This is a genomic window from Rhizobium sp. BT-226 (genome assembly GCF_025847085.2).
Taxonomy (GTDB): Bacteria; Pseudomonadota; Alphaproteobacteria; order Rhizobiales; family Rhizobiaceae; genus Rhizobium; species Rhizobium sophorae.
Map to the genome: position 1 here is coordinate 110,605 of NZ_JAOYTI010000006.1, position 21,529 is coordinate 132,133.

At 61.3% G+C, this 21,529-nt stretch carries 18 protein-coding genes; 10 read left to right on the forward strand and 8 right to left on the reverse strand.

Annotated features, from left to right (window positions below; translation table 11 throughout):
• Positions 1–118: 118 nt before the first annotated feature.
• A complete protein-coding gene (locus tag OIU37_RS29775) occupies positions 119–1,225 on the forward strand; it encodes a TRAP transporter substrate-binding protein (protein WP_264259521.1) in 1,107 nt (368 codons plus the stop codon).
• An 85-nt stretch (positions 1,226–1,310) separates the two neighbouring features.
• On the opposite strand, the gene OIU37_RS29780 is transcribed toward OIU37_RS29775, so the two are convergent.
• Together OIU37_RS29780 and OIU37_RS29785 are read right to left on the reverse strand one after the other, a co-directional pair.
• The gene (locus OIU37_RS29780; protein WP_264259523.1) at positions 1,311–2,804 is read right to left on the reverse strand and encodes a TRAP transporter large permease subunit; all 1,494 of its coding nucleotides are present in this window, start codon (positions 2,802–2,804) and stop codon (positions 1,311–1,313) included.
• A 21-nt stretch (positions 2,805–2,825) separates the two neighbouring features.
• Complete coding sequence (locus OIU37_RS29785) at positions 2,826–3,365, reverse strand: TRAP transporter small permease subunit (RefSeq protein ID WP_264259525.1); 540 nt, start codon at positions 3,363–3,365, stop codon at positions 2,826–2,828.
• Between the two features lie 328 nt (positions 3,366–3,693).
• On the opposite strand from OIU37_RS29785, the gene OIU37_RS29790 reads away from it, so the two are divergent.
• The 6 genes from OIU37_RS29790 to OIU37_RS29815 all read left to right on the forward strand — a co-directional run bounded on the left by OIU37_RS29790 (position 3,694) and on the right by OIU37_RS29815 (position 10,467).
• Positions 3,694–5,997 carry a bifunctional diguanylate cyclase/phosphodiesterase gene (locus OIU37_RS29790; RefSeq protein WP_264259526.1) on the forward strand — a complete coding sequence of 768 codons (2,304 nt, stop codon included), beginning with the start codon at positions 3,694–3,696 and terminating at the stop codon, positions 5,995–5,997.
• Positions 5,998–6,142: 145 nt separating this feature from the next.
• On the forward strand, positions 6,143–6,895 hold the full coding sequence (locus OIU37_RS29795; protein WP_168308608.1) for a hypothetical protein: 753 nt from the start codon (positions 6,143–6,145) through the stop codon (positions 6,893–6,895).
• Between the two features lie 241 nt (positions 6,896–7,136).
• Positions 7,137–7,361, forward strand: coding sequence for an aa3-type cytochrome c oxidase subunit IV (locus OIU37_RS29800; protein ID WP_264259527.1), 225 nt, complete (start codon positions 7,137–7,139; stop codon positions 7,359–7,361).
• 157 nt (positions 7,362–7,518) lie between these two features.
• The gene (locus OIU37_RS29805; protein ID WP_264259529.1) at positions 7,519–8,667 is read left to right on the forward strand and encodes a Re/Si-specific NAD(P)(+) transhydrogenase subunit alpha; all 1,149 of its coding nucleotides are present in this window, start codon (positions 7,519–7,521) and stop codon (positions 8,665–8,667) included.
• Positions 8,667–9,065, forward strand: a complete 399-nt coding sequence (locus OIU37_RS29810; RefSeq protein ID WP_171605487.1) for a proton-translocating transhydrogenase family protein — start codon at positions 8,667–8,669, stop codon at positions 9,063–9,065. The genes OIU37_RS29805 and OIU37_RS29810 overlap by 1 nt, the downstream gene beginning before the upstream one ends.
• A gap of 7 nt (positions 9,066–9,072) precedes the next feature.
• Positions 9,073–10,467 carry an NAD(P)(+) transhydrogenase (Re/Si-specific) subunit beta gene (locus tag OIU37_RS29815; protein ID WP_264259530.1) on the forward strand — a complete coding sequence of 465 codons (1,395 nt, stop codon included), beginning with the start codon at positions 9,073–9,075 and terminating at the stop codon, positions 10,465–10,467.
• A 93-nt stretch (positions 10,468–10,560) separates the two neighbouring features.
• On the opposite strand, the gene OIU37_RS29820 is transcribed toward OIU37_RS29815, so the two are convergent.
• The 5 genes from OIU37_RS29820 to OIU37_RS29840 all read right to left on the reverse strand — a co-directional run bounded on the left by OIU37_RS29820 (position 10,561) and on the right by OIU37_RS29840 (position 16,117).
• Complete coding sequence (locus OIU37_RS29820; RefSeq protein ID WP_129418983.1) at positions 10,561–11,043, reverse strand: DUF992 domain-containing protein; 483 nt, start codon at positions 11,041–11,043, stop codon at positions 10,561–10,563.
• 114 nt (positions 11,044–11,157) lie between these two features.
• Positions 11,158–12,810 (reverse strand): sensor histidine kinase, encoded by a 1,653-nt coding sequence (locus OIU37_RS29825; RefSeq protein WP_180696256.1) that lies wholly within the window; start codon positions 12,808–12,810, stop codon positions 11,158–11,160.
• 313 nt (positions 12,811–13,123) lie between these two features.
• Complete coding sequence (locus OIU37_RS29830; protein WP_264259532.1) at positions 13,124–13,993, reverse strand: tetratricopeptide repeat protein; 870 nt, start codon at positions 13,991–13,993, stop codon at positions 13,124–13,126.
• A gap of 134 nt (positions 13,994–14,127) precedes the next feature.
• Complete coding sequence (rpsU, locus tag OIU37_RS29835; protein WP_018072771.1) at positions 14,128–14,340, reverse strand: 30S ribosomal protein S21; 213 nt, start codon at positions 14,338–14,340, stop codon at positions 14,128–14,130.
• 175 nt (positions 14,341–14,515) lie between these two features.
• Entirely contained in the window at positions 14,516–16,117 is a 1,602-nt protein-coding gene (locus OIU37_RS29840; RefSeq protein WP_264259534.1) for an adenylate/guanylate cyclase domain-containing protein, read from the reverse strand.
• Positions 16,118–16,401: 284 nt separating this feature from the next.
• Here OIU37_RS29840 and OIU37_RS29845 point away from each other — a divergent pair, with 284 nt between their 5' ends.
• On the forward strand, positions 16,402–18,573 hold the full coding sequence (locus OIU37_RS29845) for a CHASE2 domain-containing protein (RefSeq protein WP_264259535.1): 2,172 nt from the start codon (positions 16,402–16,404) through the stop codon (positions 18,571–18,573).
• A 6-nt stretch (positions 18,574–18,579) separates the two neighbouring features.
• Here OIU37_RS29845 and OIU37_RS29850 read toward each other — a convergent pair whose 3' ends face one another.
• Positions 18,580–19,617 (reverse strand): FecR domain-containing protein, encoded by a 1,038-nt coding sequence (locus OIU37_RS29850; RefSeq protein ID WP_264259536.1) that lies wholly within the window; start codon positions 19,615–19,617, stop codon positions 18,580–18,582.
• A 251-nt stretch (positions 19,618–19,868) separates the two neighbouring features.
• Here OIU37_RS29850 and OIU37_RS29855 point away from each other — a divergent pair, with 251 nt between their 5' ends.
• Together OIU37_RS29855 and OIU37_RS29860 are read left to right on the forward strand one after the other, a co-directional pair.
• The gene (locus tag OIU37_RS29855; protein WP_264259539.1) at positions 19,869–21,122 is read left to right on the forward strand and encodes a sarcosine oxidase subunit beta family protein; all 1,254 of its coding nucleotides are present in this window, start codon (positions 19,869–19,871) and stop codon (positions 21,120–21,122) included.
• The gene (locus tag OIU37_RS29860; protein ID WP_264259540.1) at positions 21,122–21,523 is read left to right on the forward strand and encodes a hypothetical protein; all 402 of its coding nucleotides are present in this window, start codon (positions 21,122–21,124) and stop codon (positions 21,521–21,523) included. The genes OIU37_RS29855 and OIU37_RS29860 overlap by 1 nt, the downstream gene beginning before the upstream one ends.
• Positions 21,524–21,529: the final 6 nt, after the last annotated feature.

Consider the following 21,529-nt stretch of genomic DNA (forward strand, 5'->3'; position numbering starts at 1 on the left):
GATGCCAAAGGCTAATAGACTAAAGCTTGAATCGCGGCCCCGGCCATGCTTAGGTTTGCCCTTGCTGCGGGTAGGGGTGAAGATCGCCGCGCAGCACCATCTATACGGGAGGTTTTTGATGGATCGTCGTTCGTTTTTCAAGAAGGCGGGGACCGCCGGCGCCGGAGCGGTTGCCGCAACGGCATTGGCGGCGCCTGCGATCGCGCAGGAGAATCCGAAGATCGCATGGCGCATGACGTCGTCGTTTCCGAAGAGCCTGGACACGATCTATGGCGGCGCCGAGGATATCGCCAAGCATGTTGCCGCCGCCACCGACGGCGATTTCACGATCCAGCCTTTTGCAGCCGGTGAAATCGTACCCGGCCTGCAGGCCGTCGATGCGGTGGCCGCCGGCACGGTCGAGGCAGCGCACACCACCTCCTACTATTTTGTGGGCAAGGATCCAGCCTATGCCTTCGGAACGGCTACTCCGTTCGGACTGAACAGCCGCCTGACCAATGCCTGGTTCTACGAGGGCAATGGCAACAAACTGATGAACGAGTTCTACGCCACGCAGGGCATGTATGCCCTGCCGGCCGGCAATACAGGCGCCCAGATGGGTGGATGGTTCCGCAAGGAAATCAATACGCTGGATGACCTCAAGGGCGTCAAGATGCGCATTGCCGGCCTTGCCGGCCGCGTCATGGAAAAGGTCGGCGTCATCCCGCAGCAGATCGCCGGCGGCGACATCTATCCGGCGTTGGAAAAAGGCACGATCGATGCGGCCGAATTCGTCGGCCCTTATGACGACCTGAAGCTCGGCTTCCACAAGGTGGCGAAATACTATTATTATCCCGGTTGGTGGGAAGGCGGCCCGACGGTGCATGCCTTCTTCAATCTCGAAAAGTGGAGCACTCTGCCGAAGCACTACCAGGCAGCGCTCACCGACGCCTGTGCCTTCGCCAACACCAACATGCTGGCGAAATACGATACGAAGAACCCGACCGCGCTGAAGCAGCTCGTCGCGGAGGGCGCGACGTTGCGGCCGTTCAGCCAGGAGATCATGGAAGCCTGCTTCCAGGCAGCCACGGGCATCTACAGCGAAATCTCGGGCACGAACCAGTATTTCAAGAAGATCTACGACGATCAAACCGCCTTCAAGCGGGACGCCTATCTCTGGATGCAGCTGTCGGAATACACCTTCGATACGTTCATGATGATCCAGCAGCGGGCCGGGAAGCTTTAAGTTCTCCGCCGGCAGCTCGGCGCGCCTTAGACGAACGCAATAGAAAAACCCCGGATCTCTGTCCGGGGTTTTGCTTTTTGTTGGACTATTTGGCCGGCGGCGGCGGTGCTCCCGGGAGGCCATTCAGCGGCGGCAGGGTCAGGCCGGGGATCTGCGGTGAGCCGTTGTCGCCGCCGCCCATTGGCGGCAGGCCGAGCTGGCCGCCGAAGCCCGGGATTTCGATCTTGATCGAGTTGGGGTCGACCTTCGGGCCGTGATCCAGCCAATAGGTGACCGATTGCGGCCAGAAGATCACGATCGCCACCAAGATCAGCTGCATACCGACCCAGGGGAGAGCGCCCATGTAGATATCCGAGGTCTTGACGTCCTTGCTGGCGATCGAGCGCAGGTAGAAGAGTGCGAAGCCGAAAGGCGGATGCATGAAGCTGGTCTGCATGTTGACGCAGATCAGGACGCCGAACCAGATCAGGTCGATGCCGAGACTGGAGGCGACGGGGGCCAGCATCGGGATGACGATGAAGGCGATCTCGAAGAAATCGAGGAAGAAGGCGAGCACGAAGATGAAGATGTTGACGAAGATCAGGAAACCGACCGGCCCGCCGGGAATGCCCGACAGCATGTGCTCGATCCAGCGCGAGCCGTCCATACCCTGGAAGACCAGGCTGAAACAGGTGGAGCCGATCAGGATCATCACCACCATGGATGTGATGTGCGTGGTCGATGACATGGCTTCGCGGATCAGCGGCCAGGTGAGGCGGCGATTCATGGCGGCAAGCACAATGGCGCCGACGACGCCGAGCGCGCCTGCTTCCGTCGGCGTTGCAAGACCCATGAAGATCGTGCCGAGTACCAGGAAGATCAGCACGATCGAGGGGACCATGCCCATCAGCACTTTCAAGAGCAGAGCCCAGTTGAAATCGCCGCGCACCTCTTTCGGCAGCGGCGGCATCGATTTCGGCCGGATAATCGACATCACCAGGATGAAGAGCACGAAGATCGTCACCTGCAGGATCGAGGGGCCGATCGCGCCGAGATACATGTCGCCGACCGACCTGCCGAGCTGATCGGCGAGGACGACGAGCACGAGCGAGGGCGGGATCACCTGGGTGATCGTGCCCGAGGCGGCGATGACGCCGGTGGCAAGGCGCGGATTGTAGCCGTAGCGCAGCATGATCGGCAGCGAGATCACCCCCATGGTGATCACGGAGGCGGCCACCGTGCCGGTGATCGCGCCGAGCACGGCGCCGACGAGGATGACGGCATAGGCGAGGCCGCCTGGTATGCCACCGAAGAGTTTGCCGGTGCCTTCGAGCAGGTCCTCGGCCAGCCCGCAGCGCTCCAGCACCGCGCCCATGAAGGTGAAGAAGGGGATGGCGAGCAGGAGGTCGTTGGAAAGGATGCCGAAGAAGCGCAGCGGTAGAGCCTGCAGGAAGACCTCGCCGAAATGGCCGGTGGCGATGCCGATAATGGCGAAGAACAAGCCGACGGCGGCGAGCGAAAAGGCGACCGGAAAGCCGTAGAGCATGAAGATGACCATGCCCAGGAACATGGCCGGCGGGATGATGCCGAAATCAAACAAATCCGTGTCTCCCAGCCCGCTTTACTGCAGCGGCTTTTCGTATTTCGTATCGATGCTGATATAGCCGGTGAGCGCTGCGATCCGCTTGACCAGTTCCGAGAGGCCCTGAAGGGAGAGCAACGCGAAGCCGGCGACCAGGATCAGCTTGACGGGCCAGCGGATCAGCCCACCGGCATTGCCCGATATTTCCCCCTGATGGTAGGAGAGCGCGAAGAAGGGCCAGCACAGCCAGGTGAGATAGACGCATGCGGGTAGGAGAAAGACGATGAGGCCGACAATGTCGATCCAGATCTTCGCCCTGTCGGAAACCGAACCATAGATCAGATCGACGCGCACATGTTCATTGTTGCGCAGCGCATGCGAGGCGCCGAGCATGACGACGAAGGCGAAGAGATACCACTGGATCTCCAGCCAGCCGTTCGAACTGTAGTTGAAGGCATAACGGACGATGGCGTTACCGGCGCTGATCAGACAGCAGAACAGCACCATATATTCGGAAAGTTTACCCATGAACTGACTGACCGAATCGATCAGCCGGCTTGCGGCCAGAAGTACCGACATTCGCCTCCCCTTGTTCTTGTCCCGCCGGTTTTCCGGCAGTTTTCCCACTTGCAATCGATGTAGACCACAGCCTTTGAAATTGGAAGGATAAATGCCTCGCGTTGGAGTATAGTCTTAGCTGCGCAGGTCGGACCACATGGCTGTCGAATATTTCAACAACCCAGGCGTGGATAAATTATTTCAGTAATCTCGCCGGTAGGCTGCATTAACTCGCGAAGGCTGTGCGGTTCATCCTGTGGTTTTAGAAAATTTGACCAAATGTTTGATTCCATTGAAATCAATTTTTAAAGGGTTGGGCCTAGAATTCCCGCGCACAGGGAAAGTGTGGATGAAGCCAAATAACCCGAACAGGGTCCCTATAGATGTGTATCTGTCGTTTGTGAGTTCCCTTTCCGGGAACCGCATGACGCTTCTTGTTGGCGTGATCGTGCATGTTGCGACGTGCCTTGCAGTGGCTGCCAAGACGCAGTACTCCATCTACATCCTGCTGTCGGTCGCCTTCCTGCTGGTCTTCAGCGGTCGCATGGCCATCTTCCGGCAGTTCGATCGTGTCGACAAGCAGAGCCTGTCGCGCGCCGGAATCGAGCGTTGGGAGCGGATTCTCGTTGCCAGTGGAGCCTGCACCACGGCGCTCCTCGGCGTCGCCAGCGGCTACGCCATCTTCGTCGTGCGCGATTCCTTTGCGGAGCTTGCCTGCATTTCCGTCACCATGGCAACCATGGTTTCCGTCGTCGGCCGCAACTACGGCTCGCGCTTCGCAGTCGACCTCCAGACGTTCTTCTGCTGCCTGCCGATGATCGTCTGCAGCCTGCTGGTGCTAGATTTCTATCGCGGCGTGCTGTCGATCCTCCTCATTCCTTTCTGGCTGACGACGCGGGCCATGGCGAACGGCGTGCGCGAGTTCCTCTACGAGAACGTCATTGCGCGCCGGGAAATCACCATCATCGCCGACCGGTTCGATACGGCGCTCAACAACATGCCGCACGGCCTGGTCATGGTCGATGCCGAAAACCGCATCCAGGTCGTCAATCGCAAGGCCTGCGAGCTGCTGAAGATCGGTGCGCCGGAGCGGCTGAAGGATCGCGATCTCGGCGCCGTGCTACGCTACGGCGCGCGGTACAGCTTCATGGATGCCTCGCAGCCGGAGCTCATTCTGCGTCAGCTCACCCAGGTGGCAGAAGGTAACCTGTCGCGCACGCTCATTCATTTTCCCGAGAGCCTGTCGCTCGAATTCTCCGCCAGCCGCAGGGCCGACGGCGGCGCCGTGCTGATCTTCGAGGACGTGTCGAGCCGGGTGAAGGCGGAGCAGAAGATCCTGCACATGGTGCGCTTCGATGCGCTGACCGGCCTGCCCAACCGGGAATATTTCGGCCAGTTGGTGCAGGAGTATTTTGCCAAGTATCCGAAGAAGAACGGACCGCTCGGCTTCATGGTGCTCGATATCGACGAGTTCAAACATGTCAACGACATGCGCGGCCATGTGACCGGCGACCATCTGCTCTGCGCTATCGCCGCCCGCATCAAACAGGCTTCCGGCAATGCCATCCTCGGCAGGCTGATGGGCGATCAGTTCATCCTGTTCTTCCCGCGTGCGAAGGAGCAGGCCTCGCTCGACCGCGAAATCCGCCGCGTTCACGCTGCGATACAAGGCCACTACGAGGTCGACGAAGTGACTTTTCTCGTTTCGCTCAGCGCCGGTTATGCGATTCTCGAAAGCGACGCGTTCGCGATGGACGAATGGAGCGTCAAGGCGGATCTTGCCCTGTTCGAAAGCAAGTCGCGCTTCAAGGGCGGCATTTCCGGCTTCGAGCGGGAGATGGACGGCCGCTATATCGAGCAGCAGAAGCTGAAGGCGGATCTGCGCGACGCGGTCTCGGCGAAGGCTCTGCATCTCGTCTTCCAGCCGATGTTCCGGGCCGACGGCTCGCGGATCGAATGTGCCGAGGCCTTGGCGCGTTGGGTGCATCCGGAGAGGGGCTCGATCCCGCCCGACGTCTTCATCCGGCTCGCCGAGGATATGGGCATCATCTCCGACATCACCCGCTTCGTGCTGTTCAAGGCCTGCAGCGAATGCATGACCTGGCCGGAACATATCGCCGTCTCGGTCAACCTTTCGGCGCGGGATCTGCGCGATGCCGATATTCTCTCGGTGGTCGCCGAAGCGCTTGCCCATTCCGGCCTCGATGCGGCGCGGCTGCATCTCGAAGTCACCGAAAGCTGCCTGATCGACGAGCCGGCGGCGGTGCGCGCCATCCTAGCGGAGCTCAGGTCCCGCGGCATCACCATTGCCATCGACGATTTCGGCACCGGTTTCTCCAGCCTCAGCTATCTCGACACGCTGCCGCTCGATATCGTCAAGATCGATCGCTCCTTCGTGCGTAACATCGTCGAGGATACCCGCCGCCTCAAGCTCTTGCGCGGTACGGTCCATCTCGCTCGGGAACTCGGCCTGAAGATCGTCATCGAAGGCGTAGAGACCGAGGAGCAGCTGGCCCTGCTCAACAAGCACCGCAGCGCCGATCTGGTACAGGGCTATGTTTTCTCGCAACCGGTGCCTTCCCAGAACATCAGGCTGCTGCAAGAGGGAATCGGCCGCCGCACCGTCCCGCGCCGTCGCAACAAGGTCGCCTAAGCCGCCTGCAAGTGACTGGTTATCCAGTCGAAAATCTTGCGCCCCGTTAACCTTAATAATTTAAATCCAAAGCAAATTCTTAGATTTTCTTGCCTATGTGCCGCTGGCGTATGATTAATGATCCGTTAACGAGCGGATCGAGAGAATGTCAGACACACTTTTTACGCGTGGCGATTTCAGCAGGAAAATCCTGGAAATTCTGGATAATGTAGAGTATCGCCGAGTCGAAAGCGGCGAAGACATGGAGGAAGTGGAGCGGCTGCGCTACAAGGCCTACAAGGCCCACGACGCGCTGTCGCTTGCCCCGGAAGGGCTATTGGACGATGTCGATTTCGACAGCCATGCCTATATCTTCGGTCTGTACTATTATGGCGAACTGGTCAGTACGATCCGAATTCACTACGTGACGCCGGAGCATCGTATCAGCCGGTCCGGAGAGGCCTTTCCCGAGGCGATGGATGAGCTTTTGGACGCCGGGCTGACCTTGATCGACCCGGCGCGTTTCGCGGTCGATCCGGAGTTCACCGCCGACATGCCATGGGTTCCCTATCTGACGCTGAGACCCGCCATCGTTGCGGCAGCGTATTTCCGGGCGGACCGCGTTATTCAGTCCGTCCGGCCCCCGCATGCCGCCTTCTACAAGCGGGTCTTCTATGCCGATACTATCGTGCCCGGCCGGCTGGCGGAGAGTTACGGGGTTGACGTGACGCTGATGGCGACGAACGTGATCGAGGTCGGGCGCAAGCTGTTGACGCGCTATCCCTTCTTCATCTCCAGTGCCAGCGAGCAGCGCATGATGTTTTCGCGCAATCCCAACGACACGCTGCCGCCGCTCACCATCATTCCGACGGCGCGTTTCGTACCGCAAGGCGAACTCGGCACCGACCTGCCGCTGTAATCACCCTTGTTCCTCATGGAGAGACGATCTTCGCCGGGGCAGATGAGGGCGACGGACGCAGGCGATATCAGCCGTTCTTCGGGTCCGTTCGGGCCGCTGGCATCGCGGTTGCCACGCGCGGCTGCGGCGTTCTCATGCATTGCGCTTTCGCCTGTCATTGTGTAATCCCTGCAGGAAGAGATTTCCCTCGTTCAGGCTGGGGAATCAAGCAGCGCAGAGGCATTTCAGGGAGACGATATTTATGGCCGAACATCATACCGGACCGGTCGAGACCGGCGCGCCGATGGATTACAAGGAACATGAAAAGACCTACGAGATGTTCATCGCCAGCGCGAAATACGGCTCGATGCTTCTCATCGTCCTCCTGCTTGCGATGACCGCCGGTTTCTTCGGCGGCGCCGGCCTTCTCGGCGGTCTCTTCGTCTTTATCATTCTACTCGCTGCCGGCATCTTCCTGCTCCGCTGATCGCGCGGATTCAGAGGGTCAGAGCGTCCTTTGTGCGTCCGAAAGGACGCACGGCGCTTTGAGGGGAGGAGAGGCTTCTCCGAAGCTTTTTTGAATGAGGTGCTTGGCCCGCGCAGGGAAGCCTGCGGCGGTCTGGCTGACCCGGAGGAGGGGGCAGTTGGGCAATATCGTTTTCGTTGCAAGGGAAATTGCGGGCGAGGAGACGCGCGTTGCGGCCTCCGCCGAGACCGTGAAGAAAATGAAGAGTTTCGGTTTCGACGTCGTCGTCGAAGCCGGTGCCGGTGCGGCGTCGCGCATTCCGGACGGGGAGTTCGAGGCCGCCGGTGCCAGGATCGGCAGTTTTGCGGATGCAGCCTTGGCCGACGTGGTGCTGAAGGTGCGCCGTCCCAGCGGATCGGAAATCTCCGGCTATAAAAACGGCGCCGTGATCATCGCCATCATGGACCCTTACGGCAATGACGAAGCGATCGCGGCACTGGCAAGTGCCGGGCTCTCGGCTTTCGCGATGGAACTGATGCCGCGCATTACCCGCGCCCAGTCCATGGACGTGCTGTCGTCCCAGGCCAATCTCGCCGGCTACCAGGCCGTCATCGAGGCGGCGGCGGTTTATGACCGCGCCATGCCGATGATGATGACGGCGGCCGGCACCGTGCCGGCCGCCAAGGTCTTCGTCATGGGCGCCGGCGTCGCCGGTCTTCAGGCGATCGCGACCGCGCGCCGTCTCGGGGCGGCGGTCTCGGCCACCGACGTTCGCCCCGCCGCCAAGGAGCAGGTCGCCTCGCTCGGCGCCAAGTTCATCGCCGTCGAGGACGAGGAGTTCAAGGCGGCGGAAACGGCCGGCGGCTATGCCAAGGAAATGTCCGCCGACTATCAGGCGAAACAGGCAGCTCTGGTTGCCGAACACATCGCCAAGCAGGATATCGTCATCACCACCGCGCTGATCCCCGGTCGTGCGGCGCCGCGCCTCGTTTCGCGCGCCATGCTCGCTTCGATGAAATCAGGTGCGGTTGCCGTCGACCTTGCGGTCGAGCGCGGCGGCAATATCGAGGGCGTCGTTCCCGGCGAGGTCGCCGATGTCGAAGGCGTCAGGGTGATCGGTTTCGCCAACGTGCCGGGTCGGGTTGCAGCCAGCGCTTCGGCGCTCTACGCCAAGAACCTCGTCACCTTCCTCGAGACCTTGGTCAACAAGGAAACCCGGAGCGTCGTCGTCAATCTCGACGACGAGCTCGTCAAGGCGACGATGCTGACCTATGCCGGCGATGTGGTTCATCCCGCCTTCGGCGGCGCGAAGAAGGGAGACATCTGATGGCCAGTGAAGCAATGGACAGAGCGCTGGAGCAGCTCGACCAGGCTGTGACCGCCGTCATCGCGGCGGCGGCCCAGGCACCGGAAGCGGCAAGTGCTGCGACCGGCGGGGCGATCGATCCCTTCGTTTTCCAGCTCGCCATCTTCGTATTATCGATCTTCGTCGGCTATTACGTCGTGTGGTCGGTGACGCCGGCACTGCATACGCCGCTGATGGCCGTCACCAATGCGATCTCCTCCGTCATCGTCGTCGGCGCGCTTCTGGCGGTCGGCATCTCGACCAGCGGGCTTGCAACCGGCTTCGGCTTTGTCGCCCTCGTGCTCGTTTCGGTCAACATCTTCGGTGGTTTCCTCGTCACGCAGCGGATGCTTTCGATGTACCGCAAGAAGGATCGGTGAGGAACTGATGACCAATATCGCAGCCTTCCTCTACCTCGTCTCCGGCGTGCTCTTCATCCTGGCGCTGCGCGGCCTGTCGCATCCGGCCACCAGCCGCAAGGGCAATCTCTACGGCATGATCGGCATGGGGATCGCGATCCTGACGACGCTGGTGCTGGCGACGCCGAGTTTCGGCGGCTTCGTGCTGATCGTCCTTGGCCTTGCCATCGGCGGCAGCGTCGGCGCCTACGTCGCCCGCACCATCCCCATGACCTCGATGCCGCAGCTCGTCGCCGGTTTCCATTCACTGGTCGGCCTTGCCGCCGTGCTGGTCGCGGCCTCGGCGCTCTACACGCCTGCTTCCTTCGGCATCGGCGAGATCGGTCACATCCACACCGAGGCGCGCGTCGAGATGGCGCTCGGCGTGGCGATCGGGGCGCTGACCTTCACCGGCTCGATCATCGCCTTCCTGAAGCTCGACGGACGCATGTCCGGCAAGCCGATCCTGCTGCCCTACCGGCATGTGATCAATGCGAGTCTGCTGGTGCTGATCGTGCTCTTCATCATCGCACTTGCCGCCACCGAGAGTCATTTCGACTTCTGGGCCGTCGTCGCGCTGTCGCTGGCGCTCGGCGTTCTGCTGATCGTGCCGATCGGCGGGGCCGATATGCCGGTGGTCGTGTCGATGCTGAATTCATATTCAGGCTGGGCCGCGGCCGGCATCGGCTTCACGCTCGGCAATCTGGCGCTGATCATTACGGGCGCGCTCGTCGGCTCCTCCGGCGCCATCCTTTCCTACATCATGTGCAAGGGCATGAACCGCTCCTTCGTCTCCGTCATCCTCGGCGGTTTCGGCGGTGAGATGGCGGCCAGTGGACCTGACACGTCAGACAGGACGGTCAAGCTCGGCTCGGCCGAGGATGCGGCCTATCTGATGGCGAATGCGTCGAAGGTCATCATCGTGCCGGGATACGGCATGGCGGTCGCCCAGGCCCAGCATGCGTTGCGTGAACTCGCCGATAATCTGAAGAAAAACGGTGTCGAGGTAAAATATGCGATCCATCCGGTCGCAGGCCGCATGCCCGGCCACATGAACGTGTTGCTCGCCGAAGCGAATGTTCCCTATGACGAGGTGTTCGAGCTAGAGGACATCAATTCCGAATTCGCCCAGGCCGATGTCGCCTATGTCATCGGCGCCAACGACGTTACCAATCCGGCGGCGCGTGACGACAAGACTTCGCCGATCTACGGCATGCCGATCCTCGACGTCGACCGGGCAAAGACCTGCCTCTTCGTCAAGCGCTCGCTCGGCTCGGGTTATGCCGGCATCGACAATACGCTGTTCTACAAGGACGGGACGATGATGCTGCTGGGGGACGCGAAGAAGATGACCGAGGATATCAACAAGGCGCTCGCGCATTGATCGATGCCAAAACAGCCGCTCTTCGGGCGGCTGTTTGATTCATAGGCTGCATCCCCATGCCGCAACGATCGGCAATCGCTGTCTGCGCTTTCGTCAGGTCTCGCCCGGTACGAGTGTCATCTTCTCGACGCCGATCGCCAGGTTCAACCCTTCCTGAGCCTGGACGTTCAACGGTTGCAACATGAAGGCCTTGTCGGTGCCGCCGGCGATGACTTTAGCGCCGGCGCCTGCACCGATACTCGCATCGGCGCCGATCCCATAATATTCGCCGGCAAGGGCGAATTGCGGGATATCCGTGCCGGTCTTTGCCAGCACCTGCCAGATCATGACGCTCTTGCCAGTCTGGCCGATATCGAGGCCGAATTTCTCGATTTTGCCGGCATAGACTGCCTTGGCGCCGCCGGCCGCCGACGTGTAGGTGCAGATAAGGTTCTTCTGCGAGGTGACGATCAGACCTTGGCCGCCATCCGATCCACAAACCAGACGGCCAAGCGTGACATAGTTTTCCGCGCCCGCCGGGCTCGCCCAGGCAGCGGCTGTCAGTGCCGCGGCTGCGATCATCGTTTGCTTGAACATGGTCTTTCTCCTTTGGAATGACCTGTCCGAAACGGGTGGAGGTAGCGATTGTTCCGAGGAGCAGATTCAAAGTGATAGAGCGTCCTTAGCGCGTCTGAAGTGACGCGCGGCGCTCTATTCCCGCTCCAGCGTGGCGCGCTGCGCCGTCAGCACCCATAACAGGCCTTCGGGCCGGAAATCGATCTCAACCGTGCCGCGGAAGGCGGAGGCGGCATGAGCCTTGATAACGGTCGTGCCGAAGCCCGAGCGCGACGGCTCGGTGACGGGCGGGCCGCCGCGCTCTTCCCAGGTGAAGCGGAGCAGGGCATCCGGCTTGTCTTCCTCGCTGACGTCGCGCCATTCGAAGCGGACACGGCCTTGCGGTACGGAGAGCGCACCGTATTTCACGGAATTGGTGGCGAGTTCGTGCAAGGCGAGGCCGAGATTCTGCACTGCATCCGGCTTCAGCACGAAGTCTTCGCCGCTGATGTCGATCTGCTCGCGCGATTGCGGGAAGGCGTGCAAATGGATGTCGACGACCCGCCGTAGCGATACGCCTCCCCATTGCTCGCTGGTCAGGAGCTCGATCGAACGCACCAACCCTTCGAGGCGGTCGGCGACGGCGGCACGGAAGGTCTCGACGCTGTCGGACTGCTTGGCGAGCTGGCGCATCATTGCCTGGGCAAGTGTCAGAAGATTCTTGGTGCGGTGGACAAGCTCGTGCATGACGAAACGCAGTCGGTCCTCGGTCTCGCTACGATCGAAAGAGGCGTTCGAAAGGGCAATTGCCACCTGGTTGGCCTCGATGACGCTGGTCTCGACCGGCGAGACGATATGGCCTTCGCCCATGCGGTTCGCCATGTCGGCGATATCGCGGATGGTGGTTCGCACCTGTCTTGCGACGGCATAGGCACCCAGCACGGCGACGAGCACAAGGGCCACGCCGCCGATGATGAGGAAACGCCAGGTGCTGAGGATCGAAGCCTGAGCGATCGGTCCCCAGATCACCGTCTTCCACGACCAGCCGGGAATCCGGGCATAACCGAGCAGCATGTGCGGCAGGATCGTCTCGTCCTGGAAGACGCCGCGGGAAGCAGTGAAGGCCGGCAGGATGCGCGGATCGAAGGGCGTGCCCGGTTCGAGATTGGCGGGGCCGGTGGCGGCGACGACGTGGCCGCTCTGATCGATGACGGCGGCCGACCAGCCGGGGGCAAGGCCCTCGGTGGTCACGAGCTTGCGCAGATCAGTGGCATTCTGGGTAATGATGAGGGCTGCGACCGGATCGTTCTTCCGCGGCAGGGTGACGTTATAGACCCATTCGCCGCTGGTTCGGCCGCGAAAGACGTCGGAGGCCTCGATGCGACCGGACGCCATGACCGCCTCGAGGGCAGGGATGTTCGCCGTCTTGCCGAGCGGCGTGCCGAATGCCCGACGCGTGTTCAGGAGCTGCTGGCCGGTGCGATCGACGGCGATGACGAAAAGCGTATTGTCTCTGAGGGCCGTTTCGGTGCGCTCATGGAAGGCGGCGAGATTGCCGTTTTCAAGCTCCGGCGAGCTCGAAAGCAGCCGCAGCGTCGTTGCCATATCCTGAAGCTGACGGTCGATGATGCGCGAAAGGGCGAGCGCATCCTGGGCCGTCTCGCGCCGCAGCGTCGAACGCTGGTTGTCTTCCAACTGCAGCAGAAGCAGCGTCACAAAGGCGAAGATCGGCAGCGCGATCGCCACCGCCATGGCGACGAGATAGGTGCCGATCGAAGCCTTGGGAAAGAACAGCGCGACAATCTTCATCTGTTGCGCCACAGAGTGTTACAGGGTCTTTTGCCCGTCTGAAAAGACGTGCGGCGCTGTAATGCACTTGGCTCGCAACGGTTTTCGTTTGCGGCCAGGAAAGCAAAGATCCGCATCTCTCGCAAACCGCCCTCAACTCGTTTTAGAATGCCCGATAGCAGGCTATCGAAGCAGCACCATGTTAGGGGGAGCAAGAGCAGGTTGCAACATACTATGACAGGTCGTCGAGAGCGGCGGATCTTTTGCGGCGTCTCGTTTTGAGGCCGTACGGCCGCTTTTGCGGCAGGATCGCTCCTGCCGCCCGACCATGTCGTTAGCCGGCTGGGGCGACGCCGACGCGAGCAAGGCCGTCGCGAGCCGGCTGGTACTTCGGATCGAGGCCGATCGCGTGGCGATAGGAGCGGGCAGCCTTCGCCTTGTCGCCGCGGCGTTCGTAGACGAGCGCCTGGTTGGCCCATGATTCGGCGATGTTGCCGTTAAGCTCGATCGCATGGTTGAAATCGGCAAAGGCGTTGTCGTCGTCGTTCAGCGCGATATAGGAAATGCCGCGGCCATTATAGGGCTCGGCTGAATTCGGCGCGAGCGAGATCGCTTTCGAGAAATCGTCGATCGCCTTGTCCTGCTGATTGCGCTTCTGATAGATCAGACCACGATTGTGATAGGCGCGGCCGTCGGTGGTGCCGAGCTGGATCGCCTTGTCGAAATCGTTGAAGGCCTGGTCATCCTGGCCGGCCATGCGATAGACATTGCCGCGGCCGATATAGGCGACGTCGTAGCTCGGGTTGATCTGCAGGGCGGCATTGTAATCGGCAATCGCCTGGGCTTGCTGGCCCATATTGCGATAGACGAGAGCGCGGTTGGCGTAAGCCTGGAAAAACCGCGGATTGATCTGCAATGCCGTGTTGAAATCGTTCAGCGCCGGGCGGAACTGGCCGGCGCGGCCATAGGCGGAACCACGGACGTTGTAACCATCGGGATCCCTCGGATTGGCGTTGATGACCGCCGTCAGCGAGGCGATATTCTCTTCCGAACCCTGCGCCTTATCGATGCGGATCACGGCATCTGTGGTATTGGTCGTCTCGCAGCCGGCGAGGCCGAACATTGCCGCTAGCGCCAAAGCGGGCAGGAATGCCGTTTTCTGCAAGCGCAAAGCGCGGGACGGATTAAAGGTGTTGACAGCCATTCGGGCTCGCTTTCCCCATGCGGCATATCCGGTGCGCGGATATGCGATCTTCAGCGGCAAACTAAAAAAGCGGCGGCGAACCCATCGCCCCCGCCACAATGCATCTGAAAACGTCGAAAAAACGACGGCAACGCTCAGCGAGCGACCACACCTTCGCGCTGGGCGCGCTTACGGGCCAGCTTGCGAACACGGCGAACAGCCTCGGCCTTTTCGCGAGCACGCTTCTGCGACGGCTTCTCGTAGTAGTCGCGCATCTTCATTTCGCGGAAAATGCCTTCGCGCTGCATCTTCTTCTTGAGAGCGCGGAGAGCCTGATCAACATTGTTATCGCGGACAAGTACCTGCACGAGAATCACGTTCCTTTGGTTGGTTGATGCCGGAGGCGGCGCAGCGGCCAGAGGCAAAACAATAACGTTCGCGCGGCCGCAGCCTTGCGATTGGTGATGCGGGATAGCAGATTGGGTAGGGGAAGTCCAGATGGATATGGAAGGCATGCGGAAAAATCACGCTTCCCTGATCCAGTCATGATCCGGCCGGTTCGGGCGCCGCTTCATCCAGCGCGGCGATTGCCTCCTTGAGAGCCGTCCTGACCCTTGGGCGATCGGCAGGCTCCAGCCGGCTCATATCCAGGTGCAGGTCGAGGCCGGATAGGTGCTCGCTCAGAACGCGGCTCTTGTGATCTGCACCGAGTGTCAGCCCATCCACCCCATAGGGCACGATCTCGCGCTGTATGCCCTTCATCGTGATCGGCGGCAAGGGGTGAGCGTCGACGATTTCGTTCACCAGCGCATAGGTTTCGTAGCTGATGACGATCTCCCCTCCCTGGGCGATCGATTGCAGCCGGGCTGCGAGATTGGCCTCCGCCCCGATGATCGTATAGTCCATGCGGTCGCTGCTGCCGAAATTGCCGACGTTGCAATAGCCGCTGTTAATTCCCATGCGGACGACGAAAGGTTCTTCGGTACCGTTTCTGCGCCATCTGTCCTTGAGTTCGCCGAGACGGCGCTGCATGTCGACGGCCATGCGCAGACATGCTTTCGCGTCCTCCTCCGGCCCCTTGGTTTCGGGATCGCCGAAGAAGACCAGCATCGCGTCGCCGATGAACTTGTCCACCGTTCCACCGTGCTCCAGGGCAATGTTCGACATCTCGGTCAGATATTCGTTGAGCATCTCCGTCAGGGCTTCCGGCTGCAGGCGCTCGGTCGTCGCCGTGAAGTCCTTGATGTCGGAGAAGAAGATCGTCAGGCGCTTGCGCTCGGTATGGACGACGACATCCTTCTGCCCGGAGAAGATGCTCTTGTAGATCTGCGGCGAGAGATAGCGCGAAATCTTCATGGAAACGCTGGCGAGGAATTCGTTCGCTGCTTCCAGATCCTGGTTGGCGCTGTGGATTGCGCGCGTCTGCTGCCGCTGGAGCACAATGAAGCTGAGGCCGATGACGGCGACGAAAAGAAAATAGCAGAGCAGGTATTTGAAGGCGAAGACGTTGCTCGCATAGGGCTGCCGGATGGTGACTTCCTGAATGCCGCGCACATCGCCCACCTTCCAATCGGTCTTCGGGCTTTCGGGGTGGGTATTGTGACAGGCAACGCAGGCCTGGCCCATGACGACGGGGGTGATGAACCGCAAGGTATCGGTCAATCCGACGCGGGTGAGATCGTTCAGCGTCTGCTGCGGATTGGCGCGCAACGCGGCGAGCGCTTGTCTCTCGAAATCGTCGAGCTCGTGAGATGCGCGGCTCTTGAACGGCAGGTCGGAGACGAACCGGTAGGTGATATTGGCCTGCTGCTCCTTGATGACGTCGCCGAGTTCCAGGGAGAGCGTGGCCGGCAGCGGGATGGCACCTGGAATATTCGCGTAAGCGTGAGAGACGACCGTGCCTCCGGTCGCGCCACTGGCATGGGCGGCGAGAACGCGCCCCACGACATTGGTGGAATAATAGGAGCGGATGCTCGATATCAGCGAGCTCATGTCGCGCGCCTGACGGCGCAGGGTATTCCCCGAGAGATCGCTGATATCAAGCCAGACGGCAAGCGGCAGCCCTGCGAGCATTGCCAGCACGACGACAATCAGCCAGTAGCCGCTGCGGCGTGCGGCGGATTCGGAAATCACGGCGACCTTCATCCTTCTCTCGAAAAAGCATCCGATTTTCGATCGTTACAAGAACATTTCGCCGCGCGCCGGGCAAGGTCGAAGCCTTGTCATCCAGGCAAAAGCCCGGCCAAAACTGGAGGCGTGGCCTGATTGACCAGGTTCCCTGCCGTCCGCCGGAAAGCGAAAAGCGGGAGGCTGAAAAGACAGCGTTCCTGATGCATCTGCGAATGGCGTTTGGACCGAAAGCGGCGTAGCCTGTCTGCCGGCAAGTGCGGGCCGTTCTGTCGGCCGTCGGAGGGGCAGCCGGTGAGATCATGACGCGCGTGCAGCAAATCGGTGTCGTTATCGGGCTGGCGATCGTGGCCATGCTGACGATCCTCCGGGCAGGCGATCCTGGGATTTTCAAGCTGATCCGCGGCGTGACTTTCGACGAGTATCAGCGGCTGGTTCCCAGGACCTTCGAGCCGATGCCGGTTCGCGTGATCGACATCGACGAGACATCGCTGCGCGAATTCGGCCAGTGGCCGTGGCCGCGGGACCGCATGGCTCTGCTGGTGGACCGGCTTTCGGAGATGGGTGCCTCGGCCATTGCCTTCGATGTTCTCTTCGCCGAGCCGGACCGGCTGTCGCCGCGCAATGTTGTGCGCGACGTTGCCGATGTGGATCCTTCCCTCGCGGAAAAGCTGCCCGACAATGACGAGATATTCGCTCGTTCGATTGCCGGAAAACCCGTCGTGCTCGGCTTCGGTCTTTCCAACGAGGGCAACTACCGGCCACCGGTCAAGGCGGGCTTTGCCTTCACCGGCGAAAGCCCTGTCTCGGCTCCGCCCTATCTCGGCGCCTCGACGCCGCTCAGGCCGCAATTGGAGGCCAATGCCGCGGGGCTCGGCCATATCAGCCTCAATCCCGGCAATCCCTCGCCGGTGGTGCGGGCGGTGCCGCTGTTCCTGACAGACGGCGAACAGCTCTATCCGAATCTCGCGATCGAAGCTCTTCGCGTGGCGCAGGGAGTATCGACCTATGTGCTATCGGGCGCGCCCGATCGCGCCGGCATCATGACATCGGCAAAGATCGGGGATTTCGTCGTGCCGCTGACGGCGGCGGGCGAACTCTGGCTCTATGTCAGCCCCGACCGGGCCGAGCGATACATATCCGCCCGTCAGGTGCTCGCGGCTGGAGGGGCCTCTCCCAAGGTCGCGGCCGCCATCGACGGCAGCATCGTCTTCATCGGCACATCGGCGGCCGGCCTGCAGGACATCCGCGTCACCGCGCTCGGCGAGAATGTTCCCGGCGTTTCGCTGCATGCGCAGGCCGTCGAGCAGATCCTCTCCGGCCATTTCCTGTCGCGGCCCGACTGGGCCGACGGGCTGGAAATCCTGCTGATCGCGGTGCTCGGCAGCCTGCTCGTCGTGGTGACGACCTTCGTCAGCCCTGCCGTCGCTCTAATCTGCGGCCTGCTGATCACGGCCATGGCGCTGGTGGCGTCCTGGCTCTCGTTTCTTTATGCAGGGCTTCTCTTCGATCCCCTGGCTCCGATCGTCAGCGGATCGATCATCCATTTTGCCGCGACCTCGTTCCGGATTCTGGTGATCGACCGAGAGCGGCGCGCGGTGCGGCGCGCCTTCGGGCATTATCTTTCCCCGTCGCTGCTCCACCGTATCGAGCATAATCGCGACGCATTGCGTCTCGGCGGAGACGACCGTGAGTTGACGATGATGTTCGTCGACGTCAGGAATTTCACCGAAATGAGCGAGCGGCTGGCGCCGACGGATGTCGTCGCTTTCCTGAACACGTTGCTCGACGCGCTGAGCCGCCATGTCGTGGCCAATGAAGGCACGCTCGACAAGTTCATCGGCGATTCGATCATGGCGTTCTGGAATGCCCCCGTCGATGTGGCGGATCACGAAGTTAAGGCTGTTCGCGCAGCGCTTGCCATGCGCGAGACACTCGCCGAATTGAACGCCGGCGACGCCTTTGGTTTCGGGCCCGATCAGCAGGTCAGCATCGGCATCGGCATTCATACTGGCCTTGCCTGCGTTGGCAATATGGGCGCCAAGACCCGCTTCAACTATTCGGCTGTCGGAGATGCCGTCAACGTTGCGGCTCGAATCGAGTCCTCCTGCAAGGAGGTCGGCTTCGATATCCTCATTTCCGACAGCACGGCACGGTCAGTGCCGGGAATGGCGCTGATCGAGGCCGGCGCGCTCCCGCTAAAGGGGAAGAGCAGCCGGACACAGATCCTCGCCGTTGTCGGCGATGAGCGGGTCGCAGCATCTCGGGAATTTGCCGCGCTCAAGGTCGTCCACAATCAGTTGATGCAGGCCCTGCAATCACACTCAAGGAATAGCCGAAAGCTTATCGGTACGGCAAAGCTCAGGGCTGTGCAGGTGATCGGCGGTCTGGCTGAATTCTACGAGCGCGTATCCCGCAGAGCCGATCATTTCCGCGAGGTGCCGGAGGAGGTCGAAAAAAGCGCCGCAGATTGACAGGGCTCAGCGACCGCGATTGAAATTATGACCCCTGTCGCGGTTCCGATCGTTGTCGTGATCTCGATCTCGATCATGGTGGCGCTCGTGCCCCCGATGATCCAAACCGTGATTTCCGGGCTTGCCATCATCGTCATGCCGGCCGTGGCCATCATGCTTGTCGGGCCTATCCGGCTTGTCATGATGGGGCTTATCGTGGTGCGGCCTGTCATGATGAGGCCTGTCATGATGAGGCTTGTCGTGATGCGGCTTGTCGGGCTTGTTCGGCCGCTCCTTTTGCGGCTCGGCCTGTCTCTGTGGCGGATCCTGCCTTTGCGGAGCAGGCGCAACTGCCGGCGGCGGCCGCGTTCTGTCTTTTCTTTCCGGCGCGGCTGAGGCCATATTGCAGCCGCCGAGCATGCCGATGCCGCCTGCAAGTCGCTGATTGCCGGAGAGGAAGGGTAGGGCGCGCTCATTTCCGAGCGTCGCGAAGATGCTGGGGTCGACCCGGCGGGCCGCAGACATAGCGCCGTTCGGCTTGGCCACCACGCAATCGCAGCGTTGTTGCAACTGCCGGCAGCCGCCCGGGCCGCAGAAACGGGCAGCACCATTCAGCAGCACGACGGCGGTCGTGCCATCAGGGCCGACGTAGAAATCGAAAGCGGTGCCGCGAACGCCGATCGTGCCGGCCGGCGTCACGATCTGGTAGGCCGAGGAGTTGGAGCTGCCGCTGACCCAGCGGAATGTGCCCTTTGCCGCCCTGATGGTCAGTTTCTTGACCGATTGCGAATCGTCGAAGACATATTTGTCGATGACAACCGACGAACCCCAGCCGACTGCGAGCTTTGTGCCGTCACGAAACAGGAATTGACCAAGTCCGGATGGCGATGTGCGGATGCGCTCGTTGCGGTGAACGCTGGTGTCGACCTCGATCGGCCCGCTCTGTCCGGTCACCTCCGTCTTGATGACGACAGCTTGGCCGACAGGCTCGGCGGCGAGTGCCGGCCATGCGCTGCTTAACGCGACACAAAGCGTCGCGACTGATACTGAGCGCCAACCCCACATGATACACGTACCCCAGTGCATGCGGTTATTAACATTTTAGTAATTACTTGTCTTCTCACCCTCTTGGGTTAGGGCCGGGCCGGCGGTCAGGCGGAAATGCCGTCTCTTGCGCCATCCGGCTGAAGCGTTTTCTCTTCGACGTGTCGAAAGCAACGCTCTCGGGCGTCGCAAAAGAACCGTTGTGCCGCATTTGGATTTGCGATTTGTATGAGCGCGGAGAACAAGCCCTTTCCCGAAGGAGAAGAAGGCGGATGCGGAAATATTCGGTTTTTGCCGTGGCGCGGGAGGCCCTTCGCGGCCACAAGGGTTGGGAGAAGCAGTGGACTTCGCCTGAGCCGCGCGCCGAATACGACGTCGTCATCATCGGCGCCGGCGGCCACGGACTGGGTGCCGCCTATTATCTCGCCAAGGAGCACGGCATCACCAATGTGGCGGTGATCGAGAAGGGCTGGCTCGGCGGCGGCAATACCGGCCGCAACACCACCATCATCCGCTCGAACTATCTCTATGAAGAGAGCATGCACATCTACGAGCATTCGATGAAGCTCTGGGAGGGGCTTTCCCAAGAGCTCAACTACAATGTGATGTATTCGCCGCGTGGCGTGATGATGCTTTCGCACAATATTCACGACCAGCAGTCCTTCAAGCGGCATATCCATGCCAACCGGCTCTACGGCATCGACAATGAATGGCTGACGCCGGAGCAGGCGAAGGCCTATTGTCCGCCGCTCGATATCTCGGCCAGCGCGCGCTACCCGATCAACGGGGCGGCACTGCAGCGGCGCGGCGGCACGGCCAGGCACGACGCGGTTGCGTGGGGTTATGCGCGGGCGGCCTCAGACCGCGGGGTGCACATCATCCAGAATTGCGAGGTGACCGGCATTCGGCGCGGTCCGGACGGACGGGTGACCGGGGTCGAGACCTCGCGCGGCTTCATCGGCGCCAGGAAGGTGGCGGTGTCGGCGGCCGGCCATACGACCACAATCATGCAGATGGCTGGTGTGCGCGTGCCGCTGCAATCGAGCCCACTGCAGGCGCTGGTTTCCGAGCCGCTGAAGCCGATCTTTCCCTGCGTCGTCATGTCGAACACGGTGCATGCCTATATCTCCCAGTCCGATAAGGGAGAACTCGTCATCGGCGCCGGCACCGACCAGTATAATTCCTATTCCCAGACCGGCGGACTGCAGATCATCACGCACACGCTCGACGCTATCTGCGAGCTCTTCCCGATGTTCCGGCGCGTCAAGATGATGCGGCAATGGGGCGGCATCGTCGACAATACGCCGGATCGTTCGGCGATCCAGTCGAAGACGCCGGTTCCCGGGCTTTACGTCAATTGCGGCTGGGGCACCGGCGGTTTCAAGGCGACGCCGGGCTCGGCCAATCTCTTTGCGCATCTGATTGCTCGCGACGAGCCGCACAAATTCAATGCCGGGCTGACGCTGGAGCGCTTCCGCAGCGGCCGGCTGATCGACGAAGCAGCGGCGGCGGCGGTGGCGCACTGATGTGGACGGCGGCTCTCCTCGCGATCGGGATCGACGGCGCGGCCATGCCGGCCAGTGACGTCTTTCCCGGCGTTGAGGATTTCCGCCTGCAGAAGATCCACCGGGCTGCCGGCGAAAGCGAGTGGCCCTTCGTCGCCGAGAGCGGCACGCTGCTTTGTGCGATGATCCTGCGCAAACCAGCCGTCTATTTCGTGCCTGAGGTCGGCGGAGCGCCGGGACGTGCCTTCGTGATCGATAACGATATCACCAAGATGGCTTTTGCGAATATCGGCATGACCGATGTGCTGGAGCCCTATGACAATTTCGAACAGCTTCTCAAACGCCTCATTCCCTATGTGACGATGGGAAAGCGTCTCTGCAATCAACCTCCCGGAACCAGTGTTTCCGGGTCGGAACTCTAAGACGGG